The 24036-nt window shown below is 68.9% G+C and carries 21 protein-coding genes; 13 read left to right on the top strand and 8 right to left on the bottom strand.

Annotated features, from left to right (window positions below; genetic code table 11):
- The first annotated feature begins 115 nt into the window (after positions 1–115).
- Genes hisS through hisG form a run of 3 tightly spaced genes read left to right on the top strand, consistent with a single transcriptional unit; the run spans position 116 to position 3719 of the window.
- Positions 116–1615 carry a histidine--tRNA ligase gene (hisS, locus tag J2X45_RS14735; protein ID WP_310216016.1) on the top strand — a complete coding sequence of 500 codons (1500 nt, stop codon included), beginning with the start codon at positions 116–118 and terminating at the stop codon, positions 1613–1615.
- Positions 1616–1617: 2 nt separating this feature from the next.
- Positions 1618–2757 (top strand): ATP phosphoribosyltransferase regulatory subunit, encoded by a 1140-nt coding sequence (locus J2X45_RS14730; RefSeq protein ID WP_310216013.1) that lies wholly within the window; start codon positions 1618–1620, stop codon positions 2755–2757.
- On the top strand, positions 2754–3719 hold the full coding sequence (hisG, locus tag J2X45_RS14725; protein WP_310216010.1) for an ATP phosphoribosyltransferase: 966 nt from the start codon (positions 2754–2756) through the stop codon (positions 3717–3719). The genes J2X45_RS14730 and hisG overlap by 4 nt, the downstream gene beginning before the upstream one ends.
- A gap of 340 nt (positions 3720–4059) precedes the next feature.
- On the opposite strand, the gene J2X45_RS14720 is transcribed toward hisG, so the two are convergent.
- Positions 4060–4962, bottom strand: coding sequence for a LysR substrate-binding domain-containing protein (locus J2X45_RS14720; RefSeq protein ID WP_310216007.1), 903 nt, complete (start codon positions 4960–4962; stop codon positions 4060–4062).
- A 120-nt stretch (positions 4963–5082) separates the two neighbouring features.
- On the opposite strand from J2X45_RS14720, the gene J2X45_RS14715 reads away from it, so the two are divergent.
- Together J2X45_RS14715 and J2X45_RS14710 are read left to right on the top strand one after the other, a co-directional pair.
- Complete coding sequence (locus J2X45_RS14715) at positions 5083–6087, top strand: sodium-dependent bicarbonate transport family permease (RefSeq protein WP_310216005.1); 1005 nt, start codon at positions 5083–5085, stop codon at positions 6085–6087.
- Between the two features lie 169 nt (positions 6088–6256).
- Positions 6257–7018: a hypothetical protein gene (locus tag J2X45_RS14710; RefSeq protein ID WP_310216002.1), complete on the top strand. Its 762-nt coding sequence runs from the start codon at positions 6257–6259 to the stop codon at positions 7016–7018.
- A gap of 66 nt (positions 7019–7084) precedes the next feature.
- Here J2X45_RS14710 and J2X45_RS14705 read toward each other — a convergent pair whose 3' ends face one another.
- From J2X45_RS14705 to ybaL, 7 genes are all read right to left on the bottom strand, one after another.
- Positions 7085–9202 (bottom strand): M13 family metallopeptidase, encoded by a 2118-nt coding sequence (locus tag J2X45_RS14705; RefSeq protein ID WP_310216001.1) that lies wholly within the window; start codon positions 9200–9202, stop codon positions 7085–7087.
- Positions 9203–9406: 204 nt separating this feature from the next.
- Positions 9407–9979: an SCO family protein gene (locus J2X45_RS14700; RefSeq protein ID WP_310215998.1), complete on the bottom strand. Its 573-nt coding sequence runs from the start codon at positions 9977–9979 to the stop codon at positions 9407–9409.
- The gene (locus tag J2X45_RS14695) at positions 9979–10425 is read right to left on the bottom strand and encodes a copper chaperone PCu(A)C (RefSeq protein ID WP_310215995.1); all 447 of its coding nucleotides are present in this window, start codon (positions 10423–10425) and stop codon (positions 9979–9981) included. Before J2X45_RS14695 ends, J2X45_RS14700 begins: the two co-directional genes overlap by 1 nt.
- 142 nt (positions 10426–10567) lie before the next feature.
- Positions 10568–12613 carry a TonB-dependent receptor domain-containing protein gene (locus J2X45_RS14690; RefSeq protein ID WP_310215992.1) on the bottom strand — a complete coding sequence of 682 codons (2046 nt, stop codon included), beginning with the start codon at positions 12611–12613 and terminating at the stop codon, positions 10568–10570.
- 98 nt (positions 12614–12711) lie between these two features.
- On the bottom strand, positions 12712–13131 hold the full coding sequence (locus J2X45_RS14685) for a DUF2946 family protein (RefSeq protein WP_310215990.1): 420 nt from the start codon (positions 13129–13131) through the stop codon (positions 12712–12714).
- A 61-nt stretch (positions 13132–13192) separates the two neighbouring features.
- Positions 13193–13645 carry a MaoC family dehydratase gene (locus J2X45_RS14680; RefSeq protein WP_096034491.1) on the bottom strand — a complete coding sequence of 151 codons (453 nt, stop codon included), beginning with the start codon at positions 13643–13645 and terminating at the stop codon, positions 13193–13195.
- Between the two features lie 266 nt (positions 13646–13911).
- Positions 13912–15588 carry a YbaL family putative K(+) efflux transporter gene (ybaL, locus tag J2X45_RS14675; RefSeq protein WP_310215987.1) on the bottom strand — a complete coding sequence of 559 codons (1677 nt, stop codon included), beginning with the start codon at positions 15586–15588 and terminating at the stop codon, positions 13912–13914.
- A 71-nt stretch (positions 15589–15659) separates the two neighbouring features.
- On the opposite strand from ybaL, the gene J2X45_RS14670 reads away from it, so the two are divergent.
- From J2X45_RS14670 to J2X45_RS14635, 8 genes are all read left to right on the top strand, one after another.
- Complete coding sequence (locus J2X45_RS14670) at positions 15660–15908, top strand: helix-turn-helix domain-containing protein (protein ID WP_062098038.1); 249 nt, start codon at positions 15660–15662, stop codon at positions 15906–15908.
- Between the two features lie 42 nt (positions 15909–15950).
- Complete coding sequence (locus tag J2X45_RS14665; protein WP_310215982.1) at positions 15951–17750, top strand: cation:proton antiporter; 1800 nt, start codon at positions 15951–15953, stop codon at positions 17748–17750.
- A gap of 46 nt (positions 17751–17796) precedes the next feature.
- A complete protein-coding gene (locus J2X45_RS14660; RefSeq protein WP_310215980.1) occupies positions 17797–18627 on the top strand; it encodes a methyltransferase domain-containing protein in 831 nt (276 codons plus the stop codon).
- 101 nt (positions 18628–18728) lie between these two features.
- A complete protein-coding gene (locus J2X45_RS14655; RefSeq protein ID WP_310215977.1) occupies positions 18729–19370 on the top strand; it encodes a TetR/AcrR family transcriptional regulator in 642 nt (213 codons plus the stop codon).
- Entirely contained in the window at positions 19367–20350 is a 984-nt protein-coding gene (locus J2X45_RS14650) for an HlyD family efflux transporter periplasmic adaptor subunit (protein ID WP_310215974.1), read from the top strand. Before J2X45_RS14655 ends, J2X45_RS14650 begins: the two co-directional genes overlap by 4 nt.
- On the top strand, positions 20347–21267 hold the full coding sequence (locus J2X45_RS14645) for an ABC transporter ATP-binding protein (RefSeq protein ID WP_310215971.1): 921 nt from the start codon (positions 20347–20349) through the stop codon (positions 21265–21267). Before J2X45_RS14650 ends, J2X45_RS14645 begins: the two co-directional genes overlap by 4 nt.
- Positions 21264–22406 (top strand): ABC transporter permease, encoded by a 1143-nt coding sequence (locus J2X45_RS14640; RefSeq protein WP_310215970.1) that lies wholly within the window; start codon positions 21264–21266, stop codon positions 22404–22406. The genes J2X45_RS14645 and J2X45_RS14640 overlap by 4 nt, the downstream gene beginning before the upstream one ends.
- A gap of 333 nt (positions 22407–22739) precedes the next feature.
- A complete protein-coding gene (locus J2X45_RS14635; RefSeq protein ID WP_310215967.1) occupies positions 22740–23945 on the top strand; it encodes an OmpA family protein in 1206 nt (401 codons plus the stop codon).
- Positions 23946–24036: the final 91 nt, after the last annotated feature.

Genomic DNA, 24036 nt, shown 5'->3' with positions numbered 1-24036 from the left:
ATCGGCCGGGTCCGCGCGCTCTAAAGCCGAGCGTACCCAGCCAGAGCCCCGCCTAGCGGATGGGGCTTAAGTGCAAGCGCCATCCGTCGAAGCCTAGAAGACTTAGGACCGACGCATGACCACCGACACTTCCGACACCAACACCGACTTCCGCCCCGAGGCCCGCGCCCCCCGCGGCTTCGCTGACAAGCGCGCGCGCGACCTGCGGGCCGAGCGGGCGATCCTGGAGGCGGTGTCGGCGGTCTATGAGCGCTACGGCTTCGAGGCGCTGGACACCGGGGCGTTCGAATATGCCGACGCGCTGGGCAAGTTCCTGCCCGACAGCGACCGGCCCAATGAGGGCGTCTTTGCGCTGCAGGACGACGATGATCAGTGGATGGCGCTGCGCTATGACCTGACCGCGCCGCTGGCTCGCTTCGCCGCGCAGACTTGGGAGACCCTGCCCAAGCCCTTCCGCCGCTACGCCTACGGGCCGGTGTGGCGCAACGAGAAGCCGGGGCCGGGGCGCTTCCGCCAGTTCATCCAGTGCGACGCCGACACGGTGGGCTCGGCCCGTCCGGAGGCCGACGCCGAGATCATCGCCATGGCCGTCGAGGGGCTGGAGGCCGCAGGCCTGCCGCGCGGGACGGCGGTGCTGAAGATCAACAATCGCAAGCTCCTGAACGGCCTGCTGACCGCCGCCGGGGCCGACAGCGCCGGCCAGAAGCTGGCCGTACTGCGCGCGGTCGACAAGCTGGACCGCCTGGGTGTCGACGGCGTGCGCCTGCTCTTGGGCGAAGGGCGCCTGGACGAGAGCGGCGACTTCACCAAGGGCGCAGGGCTGAAGGGCAAGGCGGTCGACCAGGTGCTGGACTTCGTCCAGGCCGGCTCGAAAGGCGGCCGCGCGGCGACGCTGGACAATATCGCCCGCGTGGTGGCCGGCTCGGCCGAGGGCGACGAGGGCCTTCTGGAGTTGTCGCGGATCGACGCGGCCCTGACCAGCCTTGGCATCGCCGACGACCAGGCCTTCATCGATCCGTCGATCGTGCGAGGGCTGGAATACTACACCGGCGCGGTGTTCGAGGCCGAGCTGCTGCTCAGCACCACCGACGAGAAGGGGAACAAGGTCACCTTCGGCTCGATCGGCGGCGGCGGGCGCTATGACGATCTGGTGGCGCGGTTCACCGGTACTGTGACCCCGGCGACGGGCTTCTCGTTCGGCGTGTCGCGCCTGGCGGCGGCGCTGCGGGCGGCGGGGCGCGAGCCGGGCGGGCAGGCGCGCGGGCCGGTGGTGGTCATCGCCTTCGACGACGCGCACATGCCCGAGTACTTCAAGGTGGTGGGCGAGCTGCGCGCGGCGGGTATTCCGGCCGAGGTGTATCTGGGGACCTCGGGCATGCGGCCGCAGATGAAATACGCCGACCGTCGCCTGTCGCCGGCGGCCATCATGCTGGGCGGCGACGAGATCGCGGCCGGCACGGTGACGATCAAGGACCTCGACCTGGGCCGCGAGCTCGCCTCGGGCGTGGCCGACAACGCCGCCTGGAAGGCTGAGCGTCCGGGCCAGCAGACGATCCCGCGCGGCGAGCTCGTCGCCGCCGTCCGCAAGATCATCTCGAACTCCATGGGGGGCTGAGGATGAGGCTCGAGCGTTCCATTCCAGCCGACGCGCTGGACGCTATCCGTAGCCCCTTGCTGGACGCCGGCGCGGTGCTGACCGACGCCCCGGTGCTGCAACCGCTGGGCCTGCTGCTCGACTTGGCCGGCGAGGCCATGCGCTCGCGGCTGTTTGTGGTGTCGGGCGAGGCGGGCGAGGAGGCGTGCCTGCGTCCCGACTTCACCGTCGCCGTGGCCCGCCAGCACTTCGAGGGCGGGGGCGGGGCGGGGCGTCGCCGCTATGAGGGCAAGGCCTTCCGCGTGGCGCCGCGCGGCTCCGACCGCGCCGAAGAGTTCCTGCAGCTGGGCGTCGAGGCCTTCGAGGGGGGCGACCGCGTCGCCGCCGACGCCGAGATGGCGGCTCTCGCCTGGGCCTCGGCCACGGCGGGCGGACGCGAGGACCTGTCGCTGGTGCTGGGCGATGTCTCCCTGTTTTCGGCTTTCGTCGACAGCCTGGGCCTGGCCCCGCCGCTGGCCGCGCGCCTCAAGCGGTCGTTCGCCAAGCCGCGCCAGCTGAAGGCCGAGCTCGACGGCTCGTCTGAGCGCGGACTGGCGCTGGACGAGAACAAGAGCCGCATTGCGGCGCTGCTCGCGGGTCTGCCGGAGGCCGAAGCCGCTTCGGTGCTGCAGGAGCTGTGGTCGCTGGCCGGCATCGAGCCCGTCGGCGGTCGCCGTCCCGCCGAGATCGCCCGCCGCCTCGTCGAAAAGGCCGACGCCGCCAAGGCCGGGCGCCTGGATCCCGAGCCCGCCGCCAAGGTCCGCGCGTTCCTGGCGGTCTCGGACCGTCCGGACGCGGCCCTCTCGGCCATCGCGGCCCTGGCGGGGCCCAAGGCGGGCGCGCTGAACGCGGCGATCGACGGCTGGCGCGCGCGCCTGGCCGGCATGGGGGAGCGCGGCGTGGCCCTGGAGCGCGCGACGCTGGCCGCCGCCTTCGGCCGGGCGTTCGGCTACTATGACGGCTACCTGTTCGAGATCCGCTCGGCCGCGCTGGGCGACGAGCGCCCGGTGGCCGCCGGCGGCCGCTATGACGGCTTGCCGGCCAAGCTGGGCGTTGCGACCGACACCGGCGCGGTCGGCTTCATGATCCGCCCCGCGCGGGCCTATGCGGGAGGCGGCGAATGAGCTCCGCTCCAATGATCTTCGCCATCCCCTCCAAGGGGCGCCTCAAGGACCAGGTCGAGGCCTGGCTGGCCGACTGCGGCTTCAAGCTGGAGATGACCGGCGGCGCGCGCGGCTATTCGGCCGAGCTGTCGGGCCTGCCGGGCGTGTCGGTGCGTCTGCTCTCGGCCGGCGACATCGCCGCCGGGCTCGACTCGGGCGACCTGCACCTGGGCGTCACCGGCGAAGACCTGCTGCGCGAGCGCGGCGACGACATGGACAGCCGGGTCATGCTGCTGCGGGCCCTGGGCTTTGGCCGCGCCGACCTGGTGGTCACCGCGCCCAAGAACTGGCTCGACGTCGACACCATGGCCGATGTCGACGAGGTGGGTCACGCGCATCTGGCCAAGACCGGCCGGCGCCTGCGGGTGGCGACCAAGTACGTGACCCAGACCCGCGCCTTCTTCGCCCGTCACGGCGTGGCCGACTATCGCATCGTCGAGAGCAGCGGCGCCACCGAGGGGGCCCCGGCCGCCGGCGCCGCCGAGCTGGTGGTGGACATCACCACCACGGGCGCGACCCTGGCCGCCAACGGGCTGAAGATCCTGTCCGACGGGGTGATCCTGAAGAGCCAGGCCCAGCTGACCGCCTCCCTGAGCGCCGGCTGGAACGGCGAGCAGCTGGACGCCCTGCGCCGCCTGCTCTCGGTGGTCGAGGCCAAGGGCCGAGCGGGCAAGCTGGCCACCCTGGTCTGGCCGGCCGAGCAGGACCGCGCCGCCCAGGACGCCGTGGCCGCCTTCATCGCAAGGGGCGGCTCGCGCCGCGCCAACGGCGCCCTCCTGGCCACCGCAGACCTGTTCGACGCGGCTGCGGCGCTCGCCGAAGCCGGGGTCGAGCCGGTCACCGTCTCGCGTCCGGACTACGTCTTCGAGTCGCGCTCAGCGGTGCTGGACCGGTTCGCGGAGGCGTTGAAAAGTAAGATTTGACACCATCGTCAAAAAATAACCGCGTTTTCCGACGTAAATTCGACCCGAGCGTCCAAACAACATCCCGAATGTCAAAATTTCGGCGAACCCGTTGAGAAAAAGGCGGTCGCTGCGTTGACACCGTCACGAATTTGACGTTTCTACACACTGCAAGGACGAAACGAGCCCACCAGAGAGCTCCCGTTCTTCGGCGTTTCGGGGAGGAAACGCCCGCCTAGATCGAATGATCGAGAAAATAGCCAGCCCGTCGCGATTATCCCCCGCGGCGGGTTTGGTGTATCTGGGCTCCACCTCAAAAATTTGACGAAAGAGTCAAAAAGGCCAAATTGTCTCTCCGCGTCTACATCGCCCGCGCCTTGGTCGGCGCCCCGGCGGCCTGCGTGCGTTGGCGGTCCAGGGCCGACAGGATGTGGTCGGCCAGGCGCTCGGCGGCGGGCGGCGGCGCGCCGCGGGCCTTCAGCAATGCGATCTCGGCGTCTTCCAGACGCGGCAGGCCGTCCGAGAGGATGGTCAGGTCGTCGGGGGCCATCTCGCGCGGCAGGACGCTGAGGCCCAGACCCCCGCGCAGCGCCGCCAGCTGTCCGGCCAATGAGGGGCTGGTGTAGGTCGCCCGCCAGGCGCGTCCCGACGCCTCCAGCGCCGCGACCGCGCGCTTGCGATAGACGCAAGGGGCCGGGGCGGCCACCAGGGGGATCGGGCCGTCGCGTCGCGCGAGGTCGGGATCCAGCGCCACCCAGACCAGCGGCTCGCGCCAGACCCGCACGCCCAGATCCGGCCCCAGCGGCTCGCGCTTGACCAGCGCCAGGTCCAGCGCGCCCTCGCTCAGGCGATCCAGCAGGTTCAGGGTCAGGTCGCAGGTCACGGTGAGCGCGATGCGCGGATGGCTGCGGGCGAAGCTGCCCAGCACAGAGGGCAGATGCTGAGTGGCGAAGTCTTCCGGCGCGCCCAGCCGCACCTCGCCCTCGATCTCGTCGGCGCCGAGACTGGCCAGAATCTCGTCGTTCAGTCGCAGCAGGCGACGGGCCTGAGGCAGGAAGGCCGCGCCCTCTTCGGTCGGCGCCACATGGCGCGGATCGCGCGACAGCAGCGGTTGCCCCAGCTGCTCTTCCAGCCGCCGCACCTGCAGGCTGACCGCCGACTGCGAGCGCCCCAGACGCTCGCCCGCCCGGGTGAAACTGCGTTGCTCGCACACCACCAGAAAGGCGCGGACGAGATCGAGGTCCAGATTGGTGCGGCGCGGCATGGCGGCTCCATGATGAGCATTCCTCATCATGACTATATCAGAAATCAACAAGGGAAATCACTGGTCCTCCCGTAGAGGAGCCCCCGCGCCAAGCGGCGCTGTTTCTGAACGGGGCGTTTCGTGGATCTTCTCACTCAGACCGTGTCGGCGGCGGCCGGCAATCTCCTGCAGCCGGCGGTGCTGTTCTTCGCCCTGGGCCTGATCGCGGCCCTGGCGCGCTCGGACCTGGCCCTGCCGAGCGAGGCGGCCAAGACCCTGTCGCTGATCCTGATGCTCTGCATCGGCTTCAAGGGCGGCGTCGAGGCGCGCGCCCACGGGCTGGACGCCGGATTCCTGAAGGCGGCGGGACTGGGCCTGACCCTGAGCTTCCTGCTGCCGTTGCCGGCCTATTTTCTTCTCAAGCGCATGGGGCTGAACACCATCACCGCTGCGGCGACCGCCGCCCACTATGGATCGGTGTCGGTGGTGACCTTTGCGGCGGCGCAGAGCTATCTCGCCTCGATCGGCCAAGCGGCGGGCGGCTACATGTCGGCGGTGTTGGCCCTGATGGAGACGCCAGGCCTGCTGACCGCCATCGCCATCGCCGCGATCGCCACCCGCGACGGCGCGCATGGCAAGGATCCCGACCGGGTCTCGGCCGGCAAGCTGGCCCATGAGGTGCTGCTGAACGCGGCCAGCGTGGTGCTGATCGGCGGCTTCTTCATCGGCCTGATCACCGGTCACCCCGGCGGGGCCAAGCTGGCGACCTTCACCGGGCCGGTGTTCCAGGGCGTGCTCTGCGTGTTTCTGCTGGGCCTGGGGGTTCGGGCCGGCCAGCAGCTGGCCGCAGCGCGGGGCTTCAAGCTCGGCCTGCTGGCCATGGGGATCGTGCTGCCGATCCTGGGCGGTTCGGTCGCGCTCGTCCTGGGCTGGCTGGCCGGTCTGCCGGCCGGAGACCTCGCCGCCCTGGCGGTGCTGGCGGCCTCGGCCTCTTACATCGCCGCCCCGGCGGCGATGGGCATGGCCCTGCCCAAGGCCGACGCCGGGGTCTATCTGACCCTGTCGCTGGGCGTGACCTTCCCCTTCAACCTGATCCTCGGCATCCCGCTGCTGGCCCTGGCGGCCGCCCAACTGGCAGGGGGGTAGGATCGTCCCGGCGCCGCGCATCCGTACCCGGATTCAGACACCCGGCTGCGCGGCGCTCCATCGCAGCCTCTGGACTGTCGTCACAAACTCGTGGCCTATGGCGTTGGGATAACGGGGGTATGTCAGGCGCCCAGGCGCTTTGGGCCGCGCCCCTGTCAGGGGGGCGAACATGGATATGACGGCAAGCCCGGCGCCGACGCGCGACCGGGCGTTTTTCCGCACCACGATCACGGCCATGGCCGTGGTGCTGGTCGCAGGCTTTGTCCTGCAACTGGCCATGGGGCGCTCCAGCTTCGGCGCGCCGCTGGTCGTGCACCTGCATGCGGTGGTGTTCATGGGCTGGGTGGCGATCCTCGTCGCCCAGGCCTGGCTGGCGGCCGGCGGCGCGGTGAAGCTGCATCGGACGCTGGGCGCGGTGGCGGTGATCTGGTTGCTGGCCATGGTGGTGCTGGGGCCACTCGTCACCCTCGAGGCCGCGCGCACGGGCCGTGTGCCGTTCTTCTTCCAGCCGCAGCATTTCATCCTGGCCAACACCATCACCCTGCTGGGCGCGGTCGGCCTGGTCGCGGCGGCGCTCGTTCTGCGCAAGAACCGCGACTGGCATCCGCGCCTGCAGATCGGGGCGTTCACCCTGCTGATGGGGCCGGGCTTTGGCCGGATCCTGCCGATGCCGTTCCTCAAGCCCTATGCGTTCGAGATCGCCACGGGCGTGGCGGTGATCGTGCCGCTGATCGGGATGGTGCGCGACTGGCGCGTGCGGGGCCGGCCGCATCCGGCCTGGCTTTGGGCCATCGCCGTGCTGGTCGGGACCCTGGCGCTCGCGCGGGTCCTGGCGTTCTCACCCGTCGGCGCGGCGATCTTCGCCGTCGTCACCGCCGGCAGTCCGGCGGCCCATAGCGACGGCCTGATCTATCCCAAGCCGCCGTTCTGAGCGGCGGATGCAAAAAGGGCCGGTGATCGCTCACCGGCCCCTGATGTCGTGTGACGGCTCTGGCGACTACCAGATCTTTACGCGGTCTTCCGGCGCGACATAGAGCTTGTCGCCCGGCTTGATGTCATAGGCCTTGTACCAGCCTTCCATGTTCCGGATGGTGCCGTTGACGCGGTAGTAGCCCGGCGAGTGCGGGCCGGCGATGATCTGCTGCTTGAGAGCCTCGTCGCGCTGCTTGCCACGCCACACCTGGGCCCAGCCCAGATAGACGCGCTGGTCGCCGGTGAAGCCGTCCAGCACCGGGGCGGGCTGGCCCTTCAGCGAGGCGCGATAGGCGTCCAGCGCGAAGGCGAGGCCGCCCATGTCGCCGATGTTCTCACCCATGGTCAGGGGGCCGTTCAGCTTCATGCCCGGCAGGGGCTCGAAGGCGCCGTACTGGGCGCCGAGGCGGTCGGCCTGGGCCTTGAACTTGGCCGCGTCCTCGGCCGTCCACCAGTCGCGCAGCACGCCGTCGCCGTCGGACTTGCGGCCCTGGTCGTCGAAGCCGTGGCCGATCTCGTGACCGATCACGCCGCCGATGCCGCCATAGTTGATGGCCGGGTCAGCGTCCGGGTGGAAGAACGGCGCCTGCAGGATGGCGGCCGGGAATACGATCTCGTTGTTGACCGAGTTGTAGTAGGCGTTGACCGTCTGCGGGGTCATGCCCCACTCGGTCTTGTCGACCGGCTTGAACAGACGCTCGACGTCCTTGGCCCAGGCCCAGGCGCCGGCGCGCTGGACGTTGCCATAGGCGTCGTTGTCCTTGATCTCGAGCTTGGAGTAATCCTCCCAGACGTCGGGATAGCCGATCTTGACGGTGAACTTGGCCAGCTTGTCCTGGGCCTTGACCTTGGTCTCGGCGCTCATCCAGTCGAGATTGTCGATGCGGACCTTCATGGCGCCGCGGACATTGGCCACCAGCTCCAGCATCTTGGCCTTGGACTCCGGCGGGAAATAGGCCGCCACATAGTCCTTGCCGACCGCCTCGCCCAGCAGGCCGTTGACGGCGGCGACGCCGCGCTTCCAGCGCGGGCGCTGTTCAGGCTGGCCCGCCAGGGTCTTGGAGCGGAACTCGAAGTTGGCGTCGACGAAGCGCTTGGACAGCAGCGCGGCGCCGCCATCGGTGACCTTGAACGCCTGCCAGGCCTTCAGGGTGTCGAGCGGCGTCTCGGCGTAGATCTTGGCGTACTTCGGGAAGGTGGTGTTGGTGGTCACCACGAACCGGTCGACCTTGGGCAGGCCCGAGGCGGCGATATAGCGGTTCCAGTCATAGCCCGGCGACATCGCCTGCAGCTCGGCCAGGGTGGCGGGGTTGTAGGTCTTGTCGCGGTCGCGGCGCTCGGCGCGGGTCCAGGTGACTTCGGCCAGCTTGGTCTCGAAATCGACGACGGCCTTGGCGTGCTCGGCGGGCTTCTCCCAGCCGGCCATGGTCAGCATCTTCTCGACATAGGCCAGATAGGCGGCCTTCTTGTCGGCGAACTTGGCGTCCAGATAGTAGTCGCGGTCGGGCAGCGACAGGCCGCCGGCGCCGGCGTAAACGGCGTAAGCCTTGGGGTTCTTGGCGTCGGTCGAGATGCCCAGGCCCAAGAGGCTGGTGAACGGCGTGGTCGAGCTCTTGCCCATCAGGGTGGTGAACTCGTCCTTGGTCTTCACCTTGCGGATCTCGGCGAGGTACGGCGCGATCGGCTTGGCGTCCAGCTTCTCGATGCCGGCCTCGTCCATGAACGCGCGATAGGCCGCGCCAACCTTGGCGGTGTCGCCCGTGGCGGCCTTGTTGGCGGCGGCGGCTTCGATGATCGCCTTGGTGCGGGCTTCAGACAGCTCGGCCAGCTTGTCGAAATTGCCGTAGCGGGTGCGGTCCGACGGGATCTGCGTGCGCGCGTCCCAGGCGCCGTTGGCGAACTTGTAGAAGTCCTCGCCCGGCTTCACCGTGGTGTCCATGCCCGACAGGTCAAAGCCCCAGGTTCCGAAGCGCGGGGACTCCAGCGAGGCGACGTCGGCCGAAGCGCCGGCGGCGATGGAGGGCAGCAGCGATTGCATGACGCAAGCGTCATCGATGCAGGCGTGTTTTTCGTGGGCTTGCGCCCCGAACGCCGAGAGGGACAGGGCCGCGAACGCCGCAGCGCCGAACCAGACTTTTTTCATGGAATTCGCATCCGTTGGTGTGAGCCGGCGGCAATCTGCTACGGCGCGAAAACTTTACCCCCTTAAAAAAAGTTCATGTGACCCATTTTTTGAGACGGGCGGTCAGGCCTCGGCGCGAGGCGCGGCGCAAAAAGGCCGCCGACGTTGGGGAACGTGCGGCGGCCTTGCAGGCGATCCAAGCCGGGAAAGGATTTGCCTTGCGGCTCAGTTCACCAGGTCGCGCAGCTGGGCCAGGGCCCGATCCTGCGGCGCCTGGTAGGCGATCGGCGAGACGAACCGGCCCTTGGCGTCGAACAGATAGATCGCCGAGGAGTGGTCGATCGTGTAGCCGCCGCCGTCCAGCGGGACCTTCTGATAGTAGACGCGGTAGGCCCGGGCCGTCTTGGCGATGGCGTCGGGCGTGCCGGTGAACCCCTGGATGCGCGGGTCGAAGTTGGACAGATATTCCTTCAGCTGCGCGGGCGTGTCGCGTTCGGGGTCCACGGTGATCAAGACCACGTTCAGCTTGTCGGCGTCCTTGCCCAGCGCCTTCAGCCAGGCGCTCATCTCGGTCAGGGTGGTCGGGCAGACCTCCGGACAGTAGGTGAAGCCGAAGAACACGGCCGTGGGTTTACCCAGCAGCGACTTCTCCGTCACCGGCTGACCGTTCATGTCGGTCAGCTGGAACGGTCCGCCGATCTTGATGACCGAACCTGCGGCTTCTTGCGCGGCCTTCTCACCGCAACCGGCCAGCGGGGTGGCGGCCAGAAGGGCCAGGGTCAGAGCGAGGGCCCGCATCAGTGGTGCATCCCCGACATCGGCGGCTTCTTGACGACGGCCATCACCTTGACCGGCTTGGCCTTCTGGAACTTCAGCGTCAGCGGCGCCTGGGCGCCTTCGGTCAGGGCCATCTTGGGACCGATGATCATGATGTGGTCGGCGCCGGGCTTCAGCGCCACGGCCTTGCCGGCCGGCAGGGCCAGGCCGTCGGCCAGCTTGCGCATGCGCATCACGCCGCCGTCCATCGACATGGTGTGGATCTCGCCGCGGTCGGCGGCGGTGGTCTCGACTGAGACCAGGCGGTCATCGACGCTGGCGGTCAGGGTGACATAGCACCCACCGGCCATGGCGCCGGTGGGGGCGGGACGGCACCAGGCGTCGGCGGCGACGACCTTGGGCGCGGGGGCGGCCGCGGTCAGGGCCAGGGCGGCGGCGCAGACGCCGAGCAGGGGCAGGGTCTTCATCTTCAGGCTCCGGTCTGGGCGCGCGGCGTGATCAGCCGGCGCAGGGTAGGCGTGAGGGGCGCGGCTCGCTGCAGCGCCCCTTTGGGGAAAGACTATGGCCAGTCTTAGGGCGATCGCCAGCCGACCGGCCACACGCTGAGGATCAGAACGTGACGGTCACGCCGCCGAACACCGAGCGGCCGTCGCCCGGCCACAGCACGGCGCTGGCCGCCGTCCAGGCGATGGCGGCCTGGGTGTTGGAGACATAGGCCTTGTCGGTCAGGTTTCGCGCGTCGAGGAACAGCGACACCGTCTGATTGACCTTCCAGCCCGCGTTCAGGTTCAGGATCGCGTAGCTCGGCGCCGTCTGGGTGTTCTTGTAGTCGATCCACTGGTCGCTGGCCGACCACTCGACCGACGGGGCCACGAACCAGCCGCGCGGATCGTCATAGCGGACTTCCGAGCGGTAGAAGTTCTTGGGCACGATCGGCAGGCGGTTGTCGCCGTACTGGACGTCGTTCTTGAAGCGGAAGTCCGAATAGGTCCAGGTCTGGCGGATCCGCCACTGAGGTGTCACCGCCCAGTCCAGCGCCGCCTCGATCCCCTGATGCAGGGTCTTGTCGGCGTTGAAGGTCGAGGCCGGGATCGACGGATTGACCGTGTACTGCAGCATCTCGCCCTTGAGTTCGGCGCGGTACAGGGTGACGTCGTAGGTGAACGGCCCGCGATGGCCGCGCGCGCCCACCTCGCCCGTCCAGGCCTTTTGCGACTTCACCGGCGCAAAGCCCGTATTGGTCGGCGACATCGAACCGAAGTTCGGCGGTTCGACCGAGCGGGTCAGGTTGGCGAACAGCTGGTCGCCGGCGTCGTTCTGCCAGAGCAGGCCGATACGGGGAGAAACCCAGTCATAGGTCTTGTCGGCCTTCAGGTTGAAGGTCGAGGCGACGCCGGGGATGGCGAAGCTGGTGTAGTCGCGCTTGGCCTGACCCCAGTTGGCGCCGGCGACCAGCGCGACCTCGTCGGTGACGAACAGCCGGCCCTCACCGAACAGGTCGAACGCCTCGGCGTTCTGCAGCGTGCGCGAGGTCGGCGCGCCACGGCCGCCGCGGTTGTTGACGTAGAAGTTGGAGTCGAGGTCGCCGGTGCGATACCAGGCACCGAAGAAGGCGTCGGCGCGCTTGCCGCCGATCTCGCCGTCCCAGTCGAAGCGGCCAAAGGCGCCGTAGTTGCGGCTCTGCTGGTCGATGACCTGGAAGATCGGGTGATCCAGGTCCTTCCACACCGCATAGACCGCGCCCTCGAAGACCAGATTGTCGTCGAGGCGCCAGGTCGTGCGCAGAGAGCCCCGCACGCCGCGCTGGTGGCGGCCGTTGTCATTGACCAGGTTGCCGGCGGACGACTGGCGCGGATTGGCGTTGAACTGCGCCAGGGTCAGAGAGCCCGGGATCTCCTGGTTGATGTTCGAGCCGTTGACGATGAACCGCACCTCGCGGTCCTCGCCGAACGATCGGCCGATGTTCAGCGAGCCGAACTGGATGTTCTGCTGGCTTTGCGAACGCCAGCCCTGGCTCGTCTGGTTGGTGGCGGCGACAAAGACGTCCCAGTCCCCCGATTGGCGGGCCAGGGCGACGTGCTGACGCGCCAGGCCGTAGGAACCGCCGTCGAGACGGATCTTGTTCTGGAAGCCGGCGTCCTTGCCCGTCAGCGTGACCATGTTGACCGCGCCGCCCAGCAAGGCCCCGCCGAAGCGCAGGGCGTTGCCGCCGCGATAGACCTCGGCGTAGCGAGTGTTCAACGGGTCGGCGATCTGGGTGTCGCCATAGCCGTCGGCCTCGTTCAGCGGCACGCCGTCCTGGGCGATCAGGAGGCCCCGGTTGTGGTTGGCGTTGCCGATGCCTGAGCCGCGGATCGAGACGCGGATGTCGCCGCCCCACTTGCGCTGGGCGTAGACGCCCGGGGCGTCGCGCAGCATGTCGTCCAGCGCCAGGGTCTGGCGGTTGATGTAGCTCTCCTGCGAGATCACCGAGACCGCGCCCGGGGTTTCCGACAGGCGCTTGCGGGCGTCGGCGACGACAGGCGGGTCTTCGGGGTTCGGGCGGGCGGTGACGATGACCGACGAGACCTCCGTGGCGTCAGCGGTGGTGTCGGCTGCGGAAGCGGCGGATGCGAAGGCGAGCGCGGCCGTGGTGGCCAGCAGAAGAGACTTCATGGAAATACAGCGTCCTTCGGCCGCCGGACGGCGGCCGTGAATGATCCAGGGCGCGCCGGGAAGGGCGCGCGTTCACGCTCGGTCGCGAGGACCGAGGGTCAGATCAGGACGACGGGTGGGCCGGTGGGCGGCGGCGGCGGCGCGGCGAGGCCGCGACCGGGCGCCAGCGTGCGCGTTGGCGTAAGGATCGGCGCGGCGTAGGCGACGAGATCGACGGCGATCGCCGCGACCACCGTGGGCGGCGGAGCCGCTGCGCCCTGGGCCGCGAACGGGCAGGGGACGTCGTGGCCAGCCTTGTCGCTCTGGTCGCCGTGACGGGCGTCGAGCGTATCGCCCGGCTGGACGACCTTGGCCCCGTCGCCGGTGCAGAGCACCAGGGCGAAGGGCAGGCCGTTACGGCTTTCGGCGCTGGGCATGAAGCCCGCCGGGATCATGACCTTCAGCACAACGGCCAGCAGCGCGAGCGCCAGGAAGGCGTCGCGGGCCAGAAGTCTCGCGGTGGAGGTCGGGCGGGTCACGAACGGCGCATTAGCGCAAGGCGGCGCGCTTGTCTCGGGTCAGCGCGCCCTTAAGCTCGCGTCAGGCCTTGGCCGGTCGACGACGGCGCGGCACGCGGACCGTGGCCTCGCCGTCCATCACGACCTCGTCACCGACCAGGGCGGCGCATCGCAGAACGACCCGCGCGCTCTCGGCGTCGATGGAGGCGACGGTGGCGCGGGCGGTGACGACGTCGCCGATCCGAACCGGCTTATGGAAGGTCAGGGTCTGGCCCAGATAGATCGCTCCGGCGCCGGGCAGGATCGTGCCGACCACGGCTGAGCCGAACGAGGCCGACAGCAGGCCATGGGCGATACGGCCGCGATAGGCGGTCTTGGCCGCGAAGGCTTCATCCACGTGGACGGGGTTGAAGTCGTCCGACGCCTCGGCGAAGCGCTGGATGCGCTCTTCGGTGACGGTGACGTGTTTCTCGGCGGTCATCCCGACGGAGAGCTCCTCCAGGATGTAACCGCCCGTGGGGTGCGGTCCGATCATGTCCGGCGGTTACCGGTCTCGCGGCGCGGTGGCTAGAGAAATGTGGAATCTCTCTCTTGGGAGAGAGGGAGGGGCCCGCCGCGAAGCGGTGGGAGGGTGAGAGCGTACAGCGTGTCTAGCGATCCAGGGGGCGTGACTGCAGGGGGGGAGCGGGTAAGGGGCGTTCGAGTCACTGTGACAGGGCGCTTTAAGCCGATAGGGTGGAACCTCTCACCCTCCCACGCCTGCGGCGCGGGCCCCTCCCTCTCTCAAAAAGAGAGGGATTTTCAGTGCGCCGCCGGCGGCGGCTTCCTCTTCGGCGCGCGCGCCAGCATGCCCCGGGCGATCTCGTCCTCGCCGATCAGGGCGTGGGTGGCGCCGGCCGTCTTGAGCAGGGCGACGTCGGCGTCGGTATAGGCGCGGGCGATGATCTCGCAGGCGGGATTGGCCACGCGGGCCTGCTCGATGATCCGCGCGGCCTCGAAGGGGCTGGGCACGGCGACGAACAGGTGGGTGGCCTTGTCCAGGCCCGCCTTCAGCAGGACCTCGGGCTTGACCGCATTACCGCCCACCGTCTCGAAGCCGGCCTTGCGCACGTCCTCGGCGCGCTCGATGTCGTCCTCGATCACGACCAGCGGCGTGCGGCCCTTCAGACCCGCGGCCACCGCCTTGCCGACCCGGCCATAGCCGACCAGCAGGGCATGCGGCTGGGCGGCGGCGACCAGGGGCGGCTCGCCGGCCGCCTCACGCTCCTTGGCGATCATGCCGGGAAGCATCTTGTCCAGCATCGCGAACAGCAGCGGGTTGACCAGGATCGACAGGATGGCGCCGGCCAGGATCAGGTCGCGACCTTCCGGCGGCAGCAGCTTCAGCGAGACGCCAAGGCCGGCCAGGATGAACGAGAACTCGCCGATCTGGGCCAGGCTGACCGAGATGGTCAGGGCGGTGCTCATCGGGCGGCGGAAGGCCAGCACGATGACCAGGGCGGCGATCGACTTGCCCACCACGATGATCGCCAGGGTGGCCAGCACCGCGACGGGCTCGCGCAACAGCACCATCGGGTCGAACAGCATGCCGATCGAGACGAAGAACAGCACGGCGAAGGCGTCGCGCAGGGGCAGGGTCTCGTTGGCGGCCTGCTGGGAAAGCTCGCTTTCGGCCATGATCATGCCGGCGAAGAAGGCGCCGAGCGCAAAGGAGACGCCAAACAGCGCCGCCGAGCCGAACGCGACGCCCAGCGCGATGGCCAGCACGCCCAGGCGGAACAGCTCGCGCGAGCCGGTATGGGCCACGCGGTGCAGGATCCAGGGGATCACCCGGCGGCCGACGATCAGCATCAGGGCCACGAAGGCGACGACCTTGCCGATCGTCAGGGCGAAGGCGCCCAGCACCCCGCCGGCGGCCGCGCCGCCCTTGGCGTGCTCCATCGGGGCCTCGCCGCCCAGCACGCCCGACAGCGCCGGCAGCAGAACCAGCGCCAGCACCATGGCCAGGTCCTCGACGATGAGCCAGCCGACCGCGATCTTGCCGCGTCCGGTCTCGACCAGTCGCCGCTCCTGCAACGCGCGCAGGAGCACCACCGTCGAGGCCACTGAGAGCGCCAGGCCAAACACCAGGCCCGCGCCCATGCTCCAGCCCAGCGCCACCGCCAGGCCAAGACCCATCACGGTGGCCGCCGCGATCTGCACGACCGCGCCGGGAATGGCGATGGCCTTCACGGCCAGAAGGTCCTTCAGCGAAAAGTGCAGGCCGACGCCGAACATCAAGAGGATGACGCCGATCTCGGCCAGCTGCGGGGCAAGCTCCTGGTCAGCCACGTATCCCGGGGTGAACGGACCCACCAGCACCCCGGCCAGCAGGTAGCCGACCAGCACCGGCAGTTTCAGCCGATTGGCGAGCGCGCCGAAGATGAAGGCCAGACCCAGGCCCGCGACGATGGTGGCGATCAGCGAGGTGTGGTGCAAAGGCTCTCCTTGACGGTCATCTATTTCGGGCGTACTCAACCAATATGGGCGACGATGTCCTGGTGTGCTAGATGCCTCACGCAAAAATTCTCCTGCCGGCCCAGTGCCGGGCCGCCCGCGGACTCATCAACTGGTCGCAGGGCGAGCTCGCGGATCGGGCGGGCGTGTCGCGCAGCACGGTCAAGGACTTCGAGACCGAGCGTCACGCCTTGCACCATAGCACCGAACGCCTCCTGATAGAGGCGATCGAGGCGGCGGGGGTGTCGCTGATCGCAGGCGACGAGGCGGGGCCGGGCGTCCGGTTCAAGCGGCCGGTCTAGCGCTTGGGTTCCCGCAGCCGGACGTAAAGAAGAGGAGGGCGCGTGGCGCACGAGGTTTCCCCAGAGAGCTACAAGGACCTGGTCCTGTTCCTGGCGACCGCCGGCATCGTTGCGCCGATCTTCAAGCGCCTGAAGATCAATCCGATCCTGGGCTACCTGCTGGCCGGCGTGATCCTGGGTCCGTTCGGACTTGGGCGGTTCATCCACATCGCGCCTTGGCTGGACTACGTGACCGTCGACAACCCCGACGAGATCGCCCAGCTGGCCGAGTTCGGCGTCGTCTTCCTGCTGTTCATGATCGGCCTGGAGCTGTCGTGGGAGCGCCTGCGGCTGATGCGAAAGTGGGTGTTTGGCCTGGGGGCCGTTCAGGTGATCGGCTGCTCGCTGGCGCTGGGCGCGGGCGGCATGCTGCTGGGTCTCGAGCCTGTGGCGGCCCTGACGATCGGCGCGGCCCTGACCCTGTCGTCGACCGCCATCGCCGTGCCGGTGCTGGCCGAGCGCCGGCGGCTGCACTCCGAGGCCGGGCGCGCCACCTTCTCAGTCCTGCTGTTCCAGGACCTCGCCGTCGCCCCCATCCTGATCACCCTGGCGATCCTGGGGCGCGGCAACGGGACCTTCCAGCTTCAGGACCTGCTGGCCCTGGCCCCGGCGGCGGTCGGGCTGGCGGCGATCGTGCTGGTGGGGCGCCTGGCGCTGCGGCCGATGCTGAAGTCGGTCGCCAAGGCCAAGAGCGAAGAGATGTTCATGGCTGCCTGCCTGCTGGTGATCATCGGCGCGGGCATGGTGGCGGCGCTCTCGGGTCTGTCGATGGCGCTAGGCGCGTTCGTGGCCGGCGTGCTGCTGGCCGAGACCGAGTATCGCCACGAGGTCGAGGTCAAGATCGAGCCGTTCAAGGGGCTGCTGCTGTCGCTGTTCTTCGTCTCGCTGGGCATTCGCCTGGACCTGTCGCTGCTGGCCGCGCAGCCGGCCACGATCCTGGCGACGGCGCTGGGCCTCCTGGTGCTGAAGACCGCCGTGGTGTTCGGCAGCGGGCTCTTGATGGGGCTGAACCGCCGCGCCGCGATCGAGGCCGCCCTGATCCTGGCGGCCGGCGGTGAGTTCGCCTTCGTTCTGCTCGACAACGCCATGAACGCCCAGGTCGTCGCGCCGGCCATCGGCCAGGCGGTGCTGGTCTCGGCGACCCTGACCATGTTCCTGATCCCGGGCCTGGCGGCGCTGGGCGGCTATCTGGGACGCAAGAACGCGCCGCTGCCCGTCAGCGAGGCCCCGCCCTCGACCGCCAACGAGCCCGACCGCGTGGGGCCGGAGCCGGCCGGCCAGGTGCTGGTGATCGGCTATGGTCGCGTCGGCAAGCTGGTCGGCGATATGCTGGGCCGCCACGATTTGCCCTGGATCGCGGTCGAACGTGACGCGCGTCTGGTCGAGCAGGGCCGGCGCGACGGCGCCCGCATCTACTACGGCGACGCTTCGCGCCTTGAGCTCCTCGAACGTTGCGGCCTGGCTACGGCGCGGGCGGTGGTGGTGACCATGGACGCCTTCGAGGTGGCCGAGGCGGTGGTCGCCGCCGCGCGCGGGGCGCGTCCGGACGTGCCGATCGTCGTCCGCGCCCGCGACGCCCGTCACGCCGCGCGTCTTTATGAGTTGGGCGCCACCGACGCCGTGCCCGAGACCATCGAGGCCAGCCTGCAATTGTCCGAGGCGGTGCTGGTCGATATCGGCGTGCCGATGGGGCTGGTCATCGCCTCGATCCACGAGCGCCGCGACGAGTACCGCAAGAAACTCAATCGGCCCGACGCGCTGGGCGGCCGTCGCCGCCGTCTGCGCGACGCCAGCTTGCGGTGACGCGGCGAGCGCGTACCTAAGGCCCGTGCAGAACGGGAGACAGCCTATGAGCGACGCCGCGACCGATATGTCGGCCTACTGGGACCGGGCCGGACGGGTGTGGGTCGAGCAGCAGGCTCTGCTGGACCGGATTTACCAGCCGATCGCCAAGGCGGTCGTGGACCGCGCCGATCTCCGCGCCGGCGAGGCGGTGCTGGACGTTGGCTGCGGCTCCGGGGCCACGACCTTCGAAGCCGCCTGGCGGGTTGGGCCGGAAGGCCGCGCGGTCGGGGCCGACATCTCCGGCGCCTTGCTGGAGCTGGCGCGCCGCCGGGCGGGCGAGCAGGGGCTGGAGAGTGTCGACTTCGTCCACGCCGACGCCCAGACCCATGACTTCGGCGCAGAATTCGACGCCATCGTCTCGCGCTTTGGCGTTATGTTCTTTCCTGATCCCGTCGCCGCCTTCGCCAACCTGCGGCGCGCGTTGAGGCCCGGCGGGCGCCTGGCCTTTGTCTGCTGGCGTAGCCCTGAGGACAACCCGATCTCGCAGGTCCCGCTGGAGGCCGCCGCGCCCTTGCTGTCCGAGGTTCCGAAGTTCGAACGCAACGCGCCCGGCCGTTTCGCCTTCGCGGATCCGGAGCGGGTGAGCGCGATCCTCGACGAGGCCGGCTGGCGTGACGTCGCCATCGAGCCCCTGGACGACCCGACACCTGTCACGGCTGAGGAACTGATGACGATGAGCCTGCGGGTGGGGCCGCTGAACCCGATCCTGTCCAACGCCGACGCGGCGTTGAGCGCGCGGGTGCGAGAGGCGGTCGCCGAAGCGCTGTCCCCCTATGTGGAAGACGGCGGGGCGCGAATGAACTCAGCCTGCTGGCTGGTGACGGCCCGGCGCTAGAGTCCTCTCCGGTCTGGTCGAGCGCCGATGAAGCGGCAGGCTTGAACTTCACAAAACGCTATTATATGACTCGTGGGTCAGTTACAGATGAGACCCGCAAAATGCAGGCCGGTTCCCCTAAGTGGCGGCGGCGGAGTGAGGCCAGGCCCGGCGAGATCGTCCAGGCCGCGCTGGAGGTTTTCGCTGAAAGGGGCTTCGCGGCCGCCAAGCTGGATGAGATCGCCCGGAGGGCCGGCGTCTCCAAGGGCGCGCTCTACCTCTACTTCGAGACCAAGGAGGACATCTTCCGCGCGGTTGTCCGCGAGGCGGTGGTCCCCAACATCGACATGGTCGAAGCCATGCTGGCCCAGGCGACCATCCCGTTTCCCGACCTGTTGCGGCTGGCCTTGGCGCGGATCGAGACGGTGATCGAGACGACCCGCCTGGGCGCTGTGGCCAAGCTGGTTGTCGGCGAGTCGCGAAACTTCCCTGAGCTCGCCAGGGTTTGGCACGACGAAGTCGTCAGCCGGATGCTGGCGGCGATGTCCGGCGCCCTGGAGCGAGCGCAGATGCGCGGCGAGGTTCGCCTGGGAGATCCTCGTCTGCAGGCCTTCAGCATCATGGGGCCTATCCTGCTGGGCGTCATCTGGCAGGAAACGTTCACACCAGTCGGTGCTCCGCCCGCTCCCCTCAAGAGCCTCGTCCGACAGCACGGCGAGATGATGATCGCTGGCCTCGCGCCCCGTGTAGGAGACCCGCAATGAAGCGTGCCGCCCGCCTGGCGGGCCTCGCCGTAGCGATCGGCGTCGCCGGCTTTCTGGGATGGCGCCTGTGGGGCCCGGACGCCCAACGGCCTCATCGTCTCTCAGGTTATGTCGAAGGCGAGACGCTTTATGTCGGCGCCGCCAACGCGGGCCTGGTCAGCGCCGTGGCGGTCCAGCGCGGGGATCGCGTCGCCGCCGGCCAGCCGCTGTTTGCGCTGGATGCTGCTCAGCTTACCGCCGCGCGCGACCAGGCCGCCGCCCAGGCGGCGATGGCCCGGGCGCAGTTGCACGACGCGCGCAAGGGGCAACGCCCGCAGGAACTGGCGGTCTACGACGCCGAGCGCCTCGCCGCCGAGGCGCGGGTGAACGAAGCCCAGGCCGAGTTCGATCGCGTTCAGCCGCTGGTGGCCAAGGGCGTCTACGCCAAGGCGCGCCTGGACCAGGCCAAAACCGGTTTGGACGCCGCGCGCGCCAATGCTGTTGTGGTTAGTCGGCGCAAGGCTGTCGGGAGTCTGGGCGGACGGTCCGATGCGGTCGCCGCGGCCGAGGCGGCTGTGGCCGCCGCCGAGCAGGGCCTGGCCGCCGCCCAGAGCCGCCTGGACCAGATCAGTCCGCGCGCGCCCGTCGCCGCGCGGGTGCAGGATGTGTTCTACCAGCCCGGCGAATGGGCCGCCGCCAACCAGCCGGTGGTCGCGCTGCTGTCGGACGATCGCGTGCGCTTACGCTTCTTTGTGCCGGAGGCGGAGGTCGCCCGCTATCGGGTCGGCCGGACAGTGCGCTTTTCCTGTGACGGCTGTGGCGCGACGCGGTCCGCGCAGATCAACTATGTGTCGCCCCGCGCGGAGTTCACGCCGCCCGTGATCTACAGTCGCGAGTCGCGTCAGCGGCTGGTCTTCCTGGTCGAGGCCAGGCCTGAAAAAGGCCCTCCCTTGGCACCGGGCCAGCCGATCGACATCACCCCCTTGGGCGACGGCGCATGAGCGACCTGGCCGTCGACGTCTCGGGGCTGAACAAGCGCTTTGGCCCGCGCCATGTGGTGCGCGACGTCTCGATCCAGGTCGAGAAGGGGCGCATCACCGGGTTCCTCGGGCCTAACGGCTCGGGCAAGACCACGACGCTGCGCATGTTGTGCGGCCTGCTGACGCCCGATAGCGGCGAAGGGCGAGTGCTGGGCCTGGACTTCCGCAGGGCGGCCGAGGCGGTCAAGCGCCAGACGGGCTACATGACCCAGAAGTTCTCGCTCTATGAGGATCTGTCGATCGAGGAGAACCTCGACTTCGTCGCCCGGGTCCATGAGCTGGACGCCCGACGCGAGCGGGTTCGCGACAGCCTGGAGCGACTGGGCCTGACCGCGCGGCGCAGGCAGCTGGCCGGAAGCCTTTCCGGCGGCTGGAAGCAGCGCCTAGCGCTGGCGGCCAGCGTGCTGCACGGCCCGCGCCTGCTGCTGCTGGACGAGCCGACCGCCGGCGTCGATCCGAAAGCCCGTCGCGAGTTCTGGGACGAGATCCACGCGCTGTCGGCCGAGGGACTGACGGTGATGGTTTCGACCCACTACATGGACGAGGCCGAGCGGTGCCATGACATCGCCTACATCGCCTATGGGACCCTCATGGCGCGGGGGACGGCGGATGCGGTGATCGCCGCCTCGGGTCTTGTCACCTTCCGAGCCGAAGGCGCGGGCGCCGACCGGCTTTCCCGTGATCTTGCGGCCGCGCCCGGCGTGCTGATGGCCGCGCCTTTTGGAGCGGCCCTGCATGTCAGCGGCGCGGATCGCGCGGCGCTGGAGGCGGCCATCGCCCCCTATCGGCGCCCGCCGTTCGTCTGGAGCGAGGTGAAGCCGACATTGGAGGACGTGTTCATCCGCCTGATGAGTCAGGCCGCGGACAATTTCCAATGAGCGGGGCGGCGTCCAAGCGGCTGTCTGGGGCGCGTATCCTGGCCGTGCTGATCAAGGAGTTCATCCAGCTCACCCGCGACCGGCTGACCTATGCGATGATCCTGGTCCTGCCGATCGTGCAATTGATGCTCTTCGGTTACGCCATCAACAACGACCCGCGCGACCTGCCCACGGCGATCCTGGTCCAGGACCAGGGACCGATGGCGCGCTCGACGGTCTCGGCGCTGGTGAACTCGGGCTACTTCAAGATCGTGCGGACCGCCGCGTCGCCTGCGGAGCTCGACAACGCCGTGGCGCGCGGCGAGGTCCAGTTCGCCCTGACCATTCCCGCCGATTTTACGCGCAAGGTCGTGCGCGGCGACGGCGCCCAGGTCCTGGTCGAGGCTGACGCTTCGGATCCTGCGGCCACCGGCGGGGCGATCGCGGCCTTGGCCAGCCTGCCTCGGACGGCCCTCGTGCGTGATCTCGTCGGCGCCGCCGGACGGCCGGGCGGCGAGCCGTTCGAGGTGGTGATCCATCGCCGGTACAATCCCGAGGCCATCACGGCCTACAACATCGTGCCCGGCCTTCTGGGCGTGATCCTCTCGATGACGCTGGTGATGATGACCTCGCTGGGCGTCACCCGCGAGTACGAGCGCGGGACCATGGAGAGTCTGCTGGCCACGCCAGCGCGACCCATCGAGGTGATGATCGGAAAGCTGGCTCCCTATGTGGCCGTCGGGCTCGTGCAGACCGTGGTCATCCTGACCTTGGCCAAGGCGCTGTTCGCCGTGCCCATGGCCGGGGGCTGGCTGGCGCTGACCTTGGGCGTTCTGTTGTTCATTGTCGGGTCGCTGGCCCTGGGGTTCCTGATTTCGACCCTGGCGCGAACCCAGCTGCAGGCGATGCAGATGTCGTTCTTCTACATCATGCCGTCGATCCTTCTGTCCGGCTTCATGTTTCCGTTCCGCGGCATGCCGGACTGGGCGCAGGCGCTTGGAAGCCTGATTCCGGTCACCCACTTCTTGAGGGTGGTGCGCGGCGCTCTGCTCAAAGGGCTCGACAGCCCGCAGCTGTGGCCAAGCCTGGCGGCCCTGGCCGTCTTCGTCGTGGCGATCTCGGCCCTCGCCATGGCGCGTTACAGGACAACGCTCGACTAGAGATGAGCGGCGTTGGTCCCCGGAAGTCCCGCCCAAGACCAGCGCTTTGAGCGAGGTTTTGCCAAGCCTTGGCCGTTTCCTGGCTCTAGCCCCTTGCGCGCCAACGGTTCCCGTGCGAACCCAGCGGAGCTGACGCTTATAGTTTTCTGGATGTCGGCGGGCACGCTCGGAAGTTGATTCTGAGGGGCGGTCTTGGTTCAGCGTCGTGGCGGAAGACCGGGGCGAAACCTGACGAGTGTGTCTTTGCTGACACTTTCCCGTGGCGTTCGCCTTGGTATAACGATGCTCGGTCGGTATCCCGGCCTGGGCAGGGCAATAGAGGGCTCTTCAACAATGAAACTCAACCTCCTGGCGGGAGCTGCTCTGGCCGCGGTGTTCGCCGCGTCGGGCGTTTCGGCCCAAGAGACCGGCTGGTACGGCGCGGTCGACCTCGGCCAACACTGGCCGCAGAACATCAAGACGCAGTCTGACCAGACCGTGCCGGATGGCCAGTATGCGCACTGGACCTGGAAGTCCGAGAAGGATTGGACCGGTTTCGTCCGTCTGGGCTACCAGTTCAACCCGAACTGGCGTGCTGAAGTCGAAGGCGGCTACCGCCCCGGTGACCTGCGCGCTGTCCAAGGCAACGTCGCTCGCCAACAACCGCGTGGTCTCTGCACCCCGGGCATCACCCGCACCGCGGCCGCCCCGACCTGCGGCTCGCCGGACGGCTCGATCGACGCCTGGACCCTGATGGCGAACGTCATTTATGACTTCGCTCCGGGCTCGTGGCTGAACCCGTTCGTCGGCGTGGGCGTGGGCGTGAACCGTCTGGACGTCAACGCCCTGGGTCAGTTCAGCGGCGTTGGTACGGTGACCGCGACGAACGCGGCGATCCAAAACCTGACCGTCGACGACGACGACCTGGCCTTTGCTTACCAAGCGATCGCCGGCGCTTCGATCAAGGCGACCGACAAGCTGAAGATTGACGTCACCTATCGTTACCTGACCGGCGCTGACCACATTTGGCAGTCGAAGGGTTCGGGCGCTCTGCAGCCGGGCTCGTTCCAGGGCCAGTACAAGGACCAGTCGGTGACCGTGGGTCTCCGTTACTCGTTCGCGTCGCCGCCGCCGCCGCCGCCTCCCCCGCCGCCGCCGCCCCCGCCGCCGCCTCCCCCGCCTCCGCCTCCGCCGCCGCCGCCGCCTCCGCCGCCGCCGCAGTTTGAGGCCCGCGAGTTCATCGTTTACTTCCCGTTCGACCAATCGGTCCTGACGCCGGAAGCTCAATCGGTGGTCACGGAAGCGGCCAAGTACTCGAACGACGGTAAGGCGACGAAGATCATCGTCGTCGGCCACACCGACACCTCGGGTTCGCCGAAGTACAACGCCAAGCTCTCGGAACGTCGCGCTCGCGCCGTCGCCGACGCTCTGGTCTCGCAAGGCGTTTCGCAAAACGTCCTGGGCGTGGACTGGAAGGGTGAAAGCGCTCCGGCCGTCGCCACCGGCGATGGCGTGAAGGAACCGCTGAACCGCCGTTCGACGATCTCGATCAACTTCTAAGATCGAATCGACTGCACGATTGGGAGGGCCCGGCGGCGACGCCGGGCCCTTTCTCTTTGCGCGTGTGTTTGAGAGGCCGCCGAAGTCGCTG

Source organism: Caulobacter sp. BE264 (genome assembly GCF_031457805.1).
In the GTDB taxonomy this organism is placed as follows: domain Bacteria; phylum Pseudomonadota; class Alphaproteobacteria; order Caulobacterales; family Caulobacteraceae; genus Caulobacter.
Note: the sequence above shows the minus strand (reverse complement) of the source record. Positions and strands in the feature narration are given on the sequence as shown.

What these genes read in the sequence shown, in the direction of transcription:
- J2X45_RS14710 (WP_310216002.1), top strand. Translation starts at nt 6,257, where the DNA reads ATGGATATGACGGCAAGCCCGGCGCCGACGCGCGACCGGGCGTTTTTC.
- J2X45_RS14690 (WP_310215992.1), bottom strand. Translation starts at nt 12,613, where the DNA reads ATGAAGTCTCTTCTGCTGGCCACCACGGCCGCGCTCGCCTTCGCATCC.
- hisG (WP_310216010.1), top strand. Translation starts at nt 2,754, where the DNA reads ATGAGCTCCGCTCCAATGATCTTCGCCATCCCCTCCAAGGGGCGCCTC.
- J2X45_RS14700 (WP_310215998.1), bottom strand. Translation starts at nt 9,979, where the DNA reads ATGCGGGCCCTCGCTCTGACCCTGGCCCTTCTGGCCGCCACCCCGCTG.
- J2X45_RS14680 (WP_096034491.1), bottom strand. Translation starts at nt 13,645, where the DNA reads ATGATCGGACCGCACCCCACGGGCGGTTACATCCTGGAGGAGCTCTCC.
- J2X45_RS14635 (WP_310215967.1), top strand. Translation starts at nt 22,740, where the DNA reads ATGAAACTCAACCTCCTGGCGGGAGCTGCTCTGGCCGCGGTGTTCGCC.
- hisS (WP_310216016.1), top strand. Translation starts at nt 116, where the DNA reads ATGACCACCGACACTTCCGACACCAACACCGACTTCCGCCCCGAGGCC.
- J2X45_RS14655 (WP_310215977.1), top strand. Translation starts at nt 18,729, where the DNA reads ATGCAGGCCGGTTCCCCTAAGTGGCGGCGGCGGAGTGAGGCCAGGCCC.
- J2X45_RS14640 (WP_310215970.1), top strand. Translation starts at nt 21,264, where the DNA reads ATGAGCGGGGCGGCGTCCAAGCGGCTGTCTGGGGCGCGTATCCTGGCC.
- J2X45_RS14695 (WP_310215995.1), bottom strand. Translation starts at nt 10,425, where the DNA reads ATGAAGACCCTGCCCCTGCTCGGCGTCTGCGCCGCCGCCCTGGCCCTG.
- J2X45_RS14705 (WP_310216001.1), bottom strand. Translation starts at nt 9,202, where the DNA reads ATGAAAAAAGTCTGGTTCGGCGCTGCGGCGTTCGCGGCCCTGTCCCTC.
- J2X45_RS14670 (WP_062098038.1), top strand. Translation starts at nt 15,660, where the DNA reads ATGCCTCACGCAAAAATTCTCCTGCCGGCCCAGTGCCGGGCCGCCCGC.
- J2X45_RS14660 (WP_310215980.1), top strand. Translation starts at nt 17,797, where the DNA reads ATGAGCGACGCCGCGACCGATATGTCGGCCTACTGGGACCGGGCCGGA.
- J2X45_RS14720 (WP_310216007.1), bottom strand. Translation starts at nt 4,962, where the DNA reads ATGCCGCGCCGCACCAATCTGGACCTCGATCTCGTCCGCGCCTTTCTG.
- J2X45_RS14730 (WP_310216013.1), top strand. Translation starts at nt 1,618, where the DNA reads ATGAGGCTCGAGCGTTCCATTCCAGCCGACGCGCTGGACGCTATCCGT.
- J2X45_RS14650 (WP_310215974.1), top strand. Translation starts at nt 19,367, where the DNA reads ATGAAGCGTGCCGCCCGCCTGGCGGGCCTCGCCGTAGCGATCGGCGTC.
- J2X45_RS14645 (WP_310215971.1), top strand. Translation starts at nt 20,347, where the DNA reads ATGAGCGACCTGGCCGTCGACGTCTCGGGGCTGAACAAGCGCTTTGGC.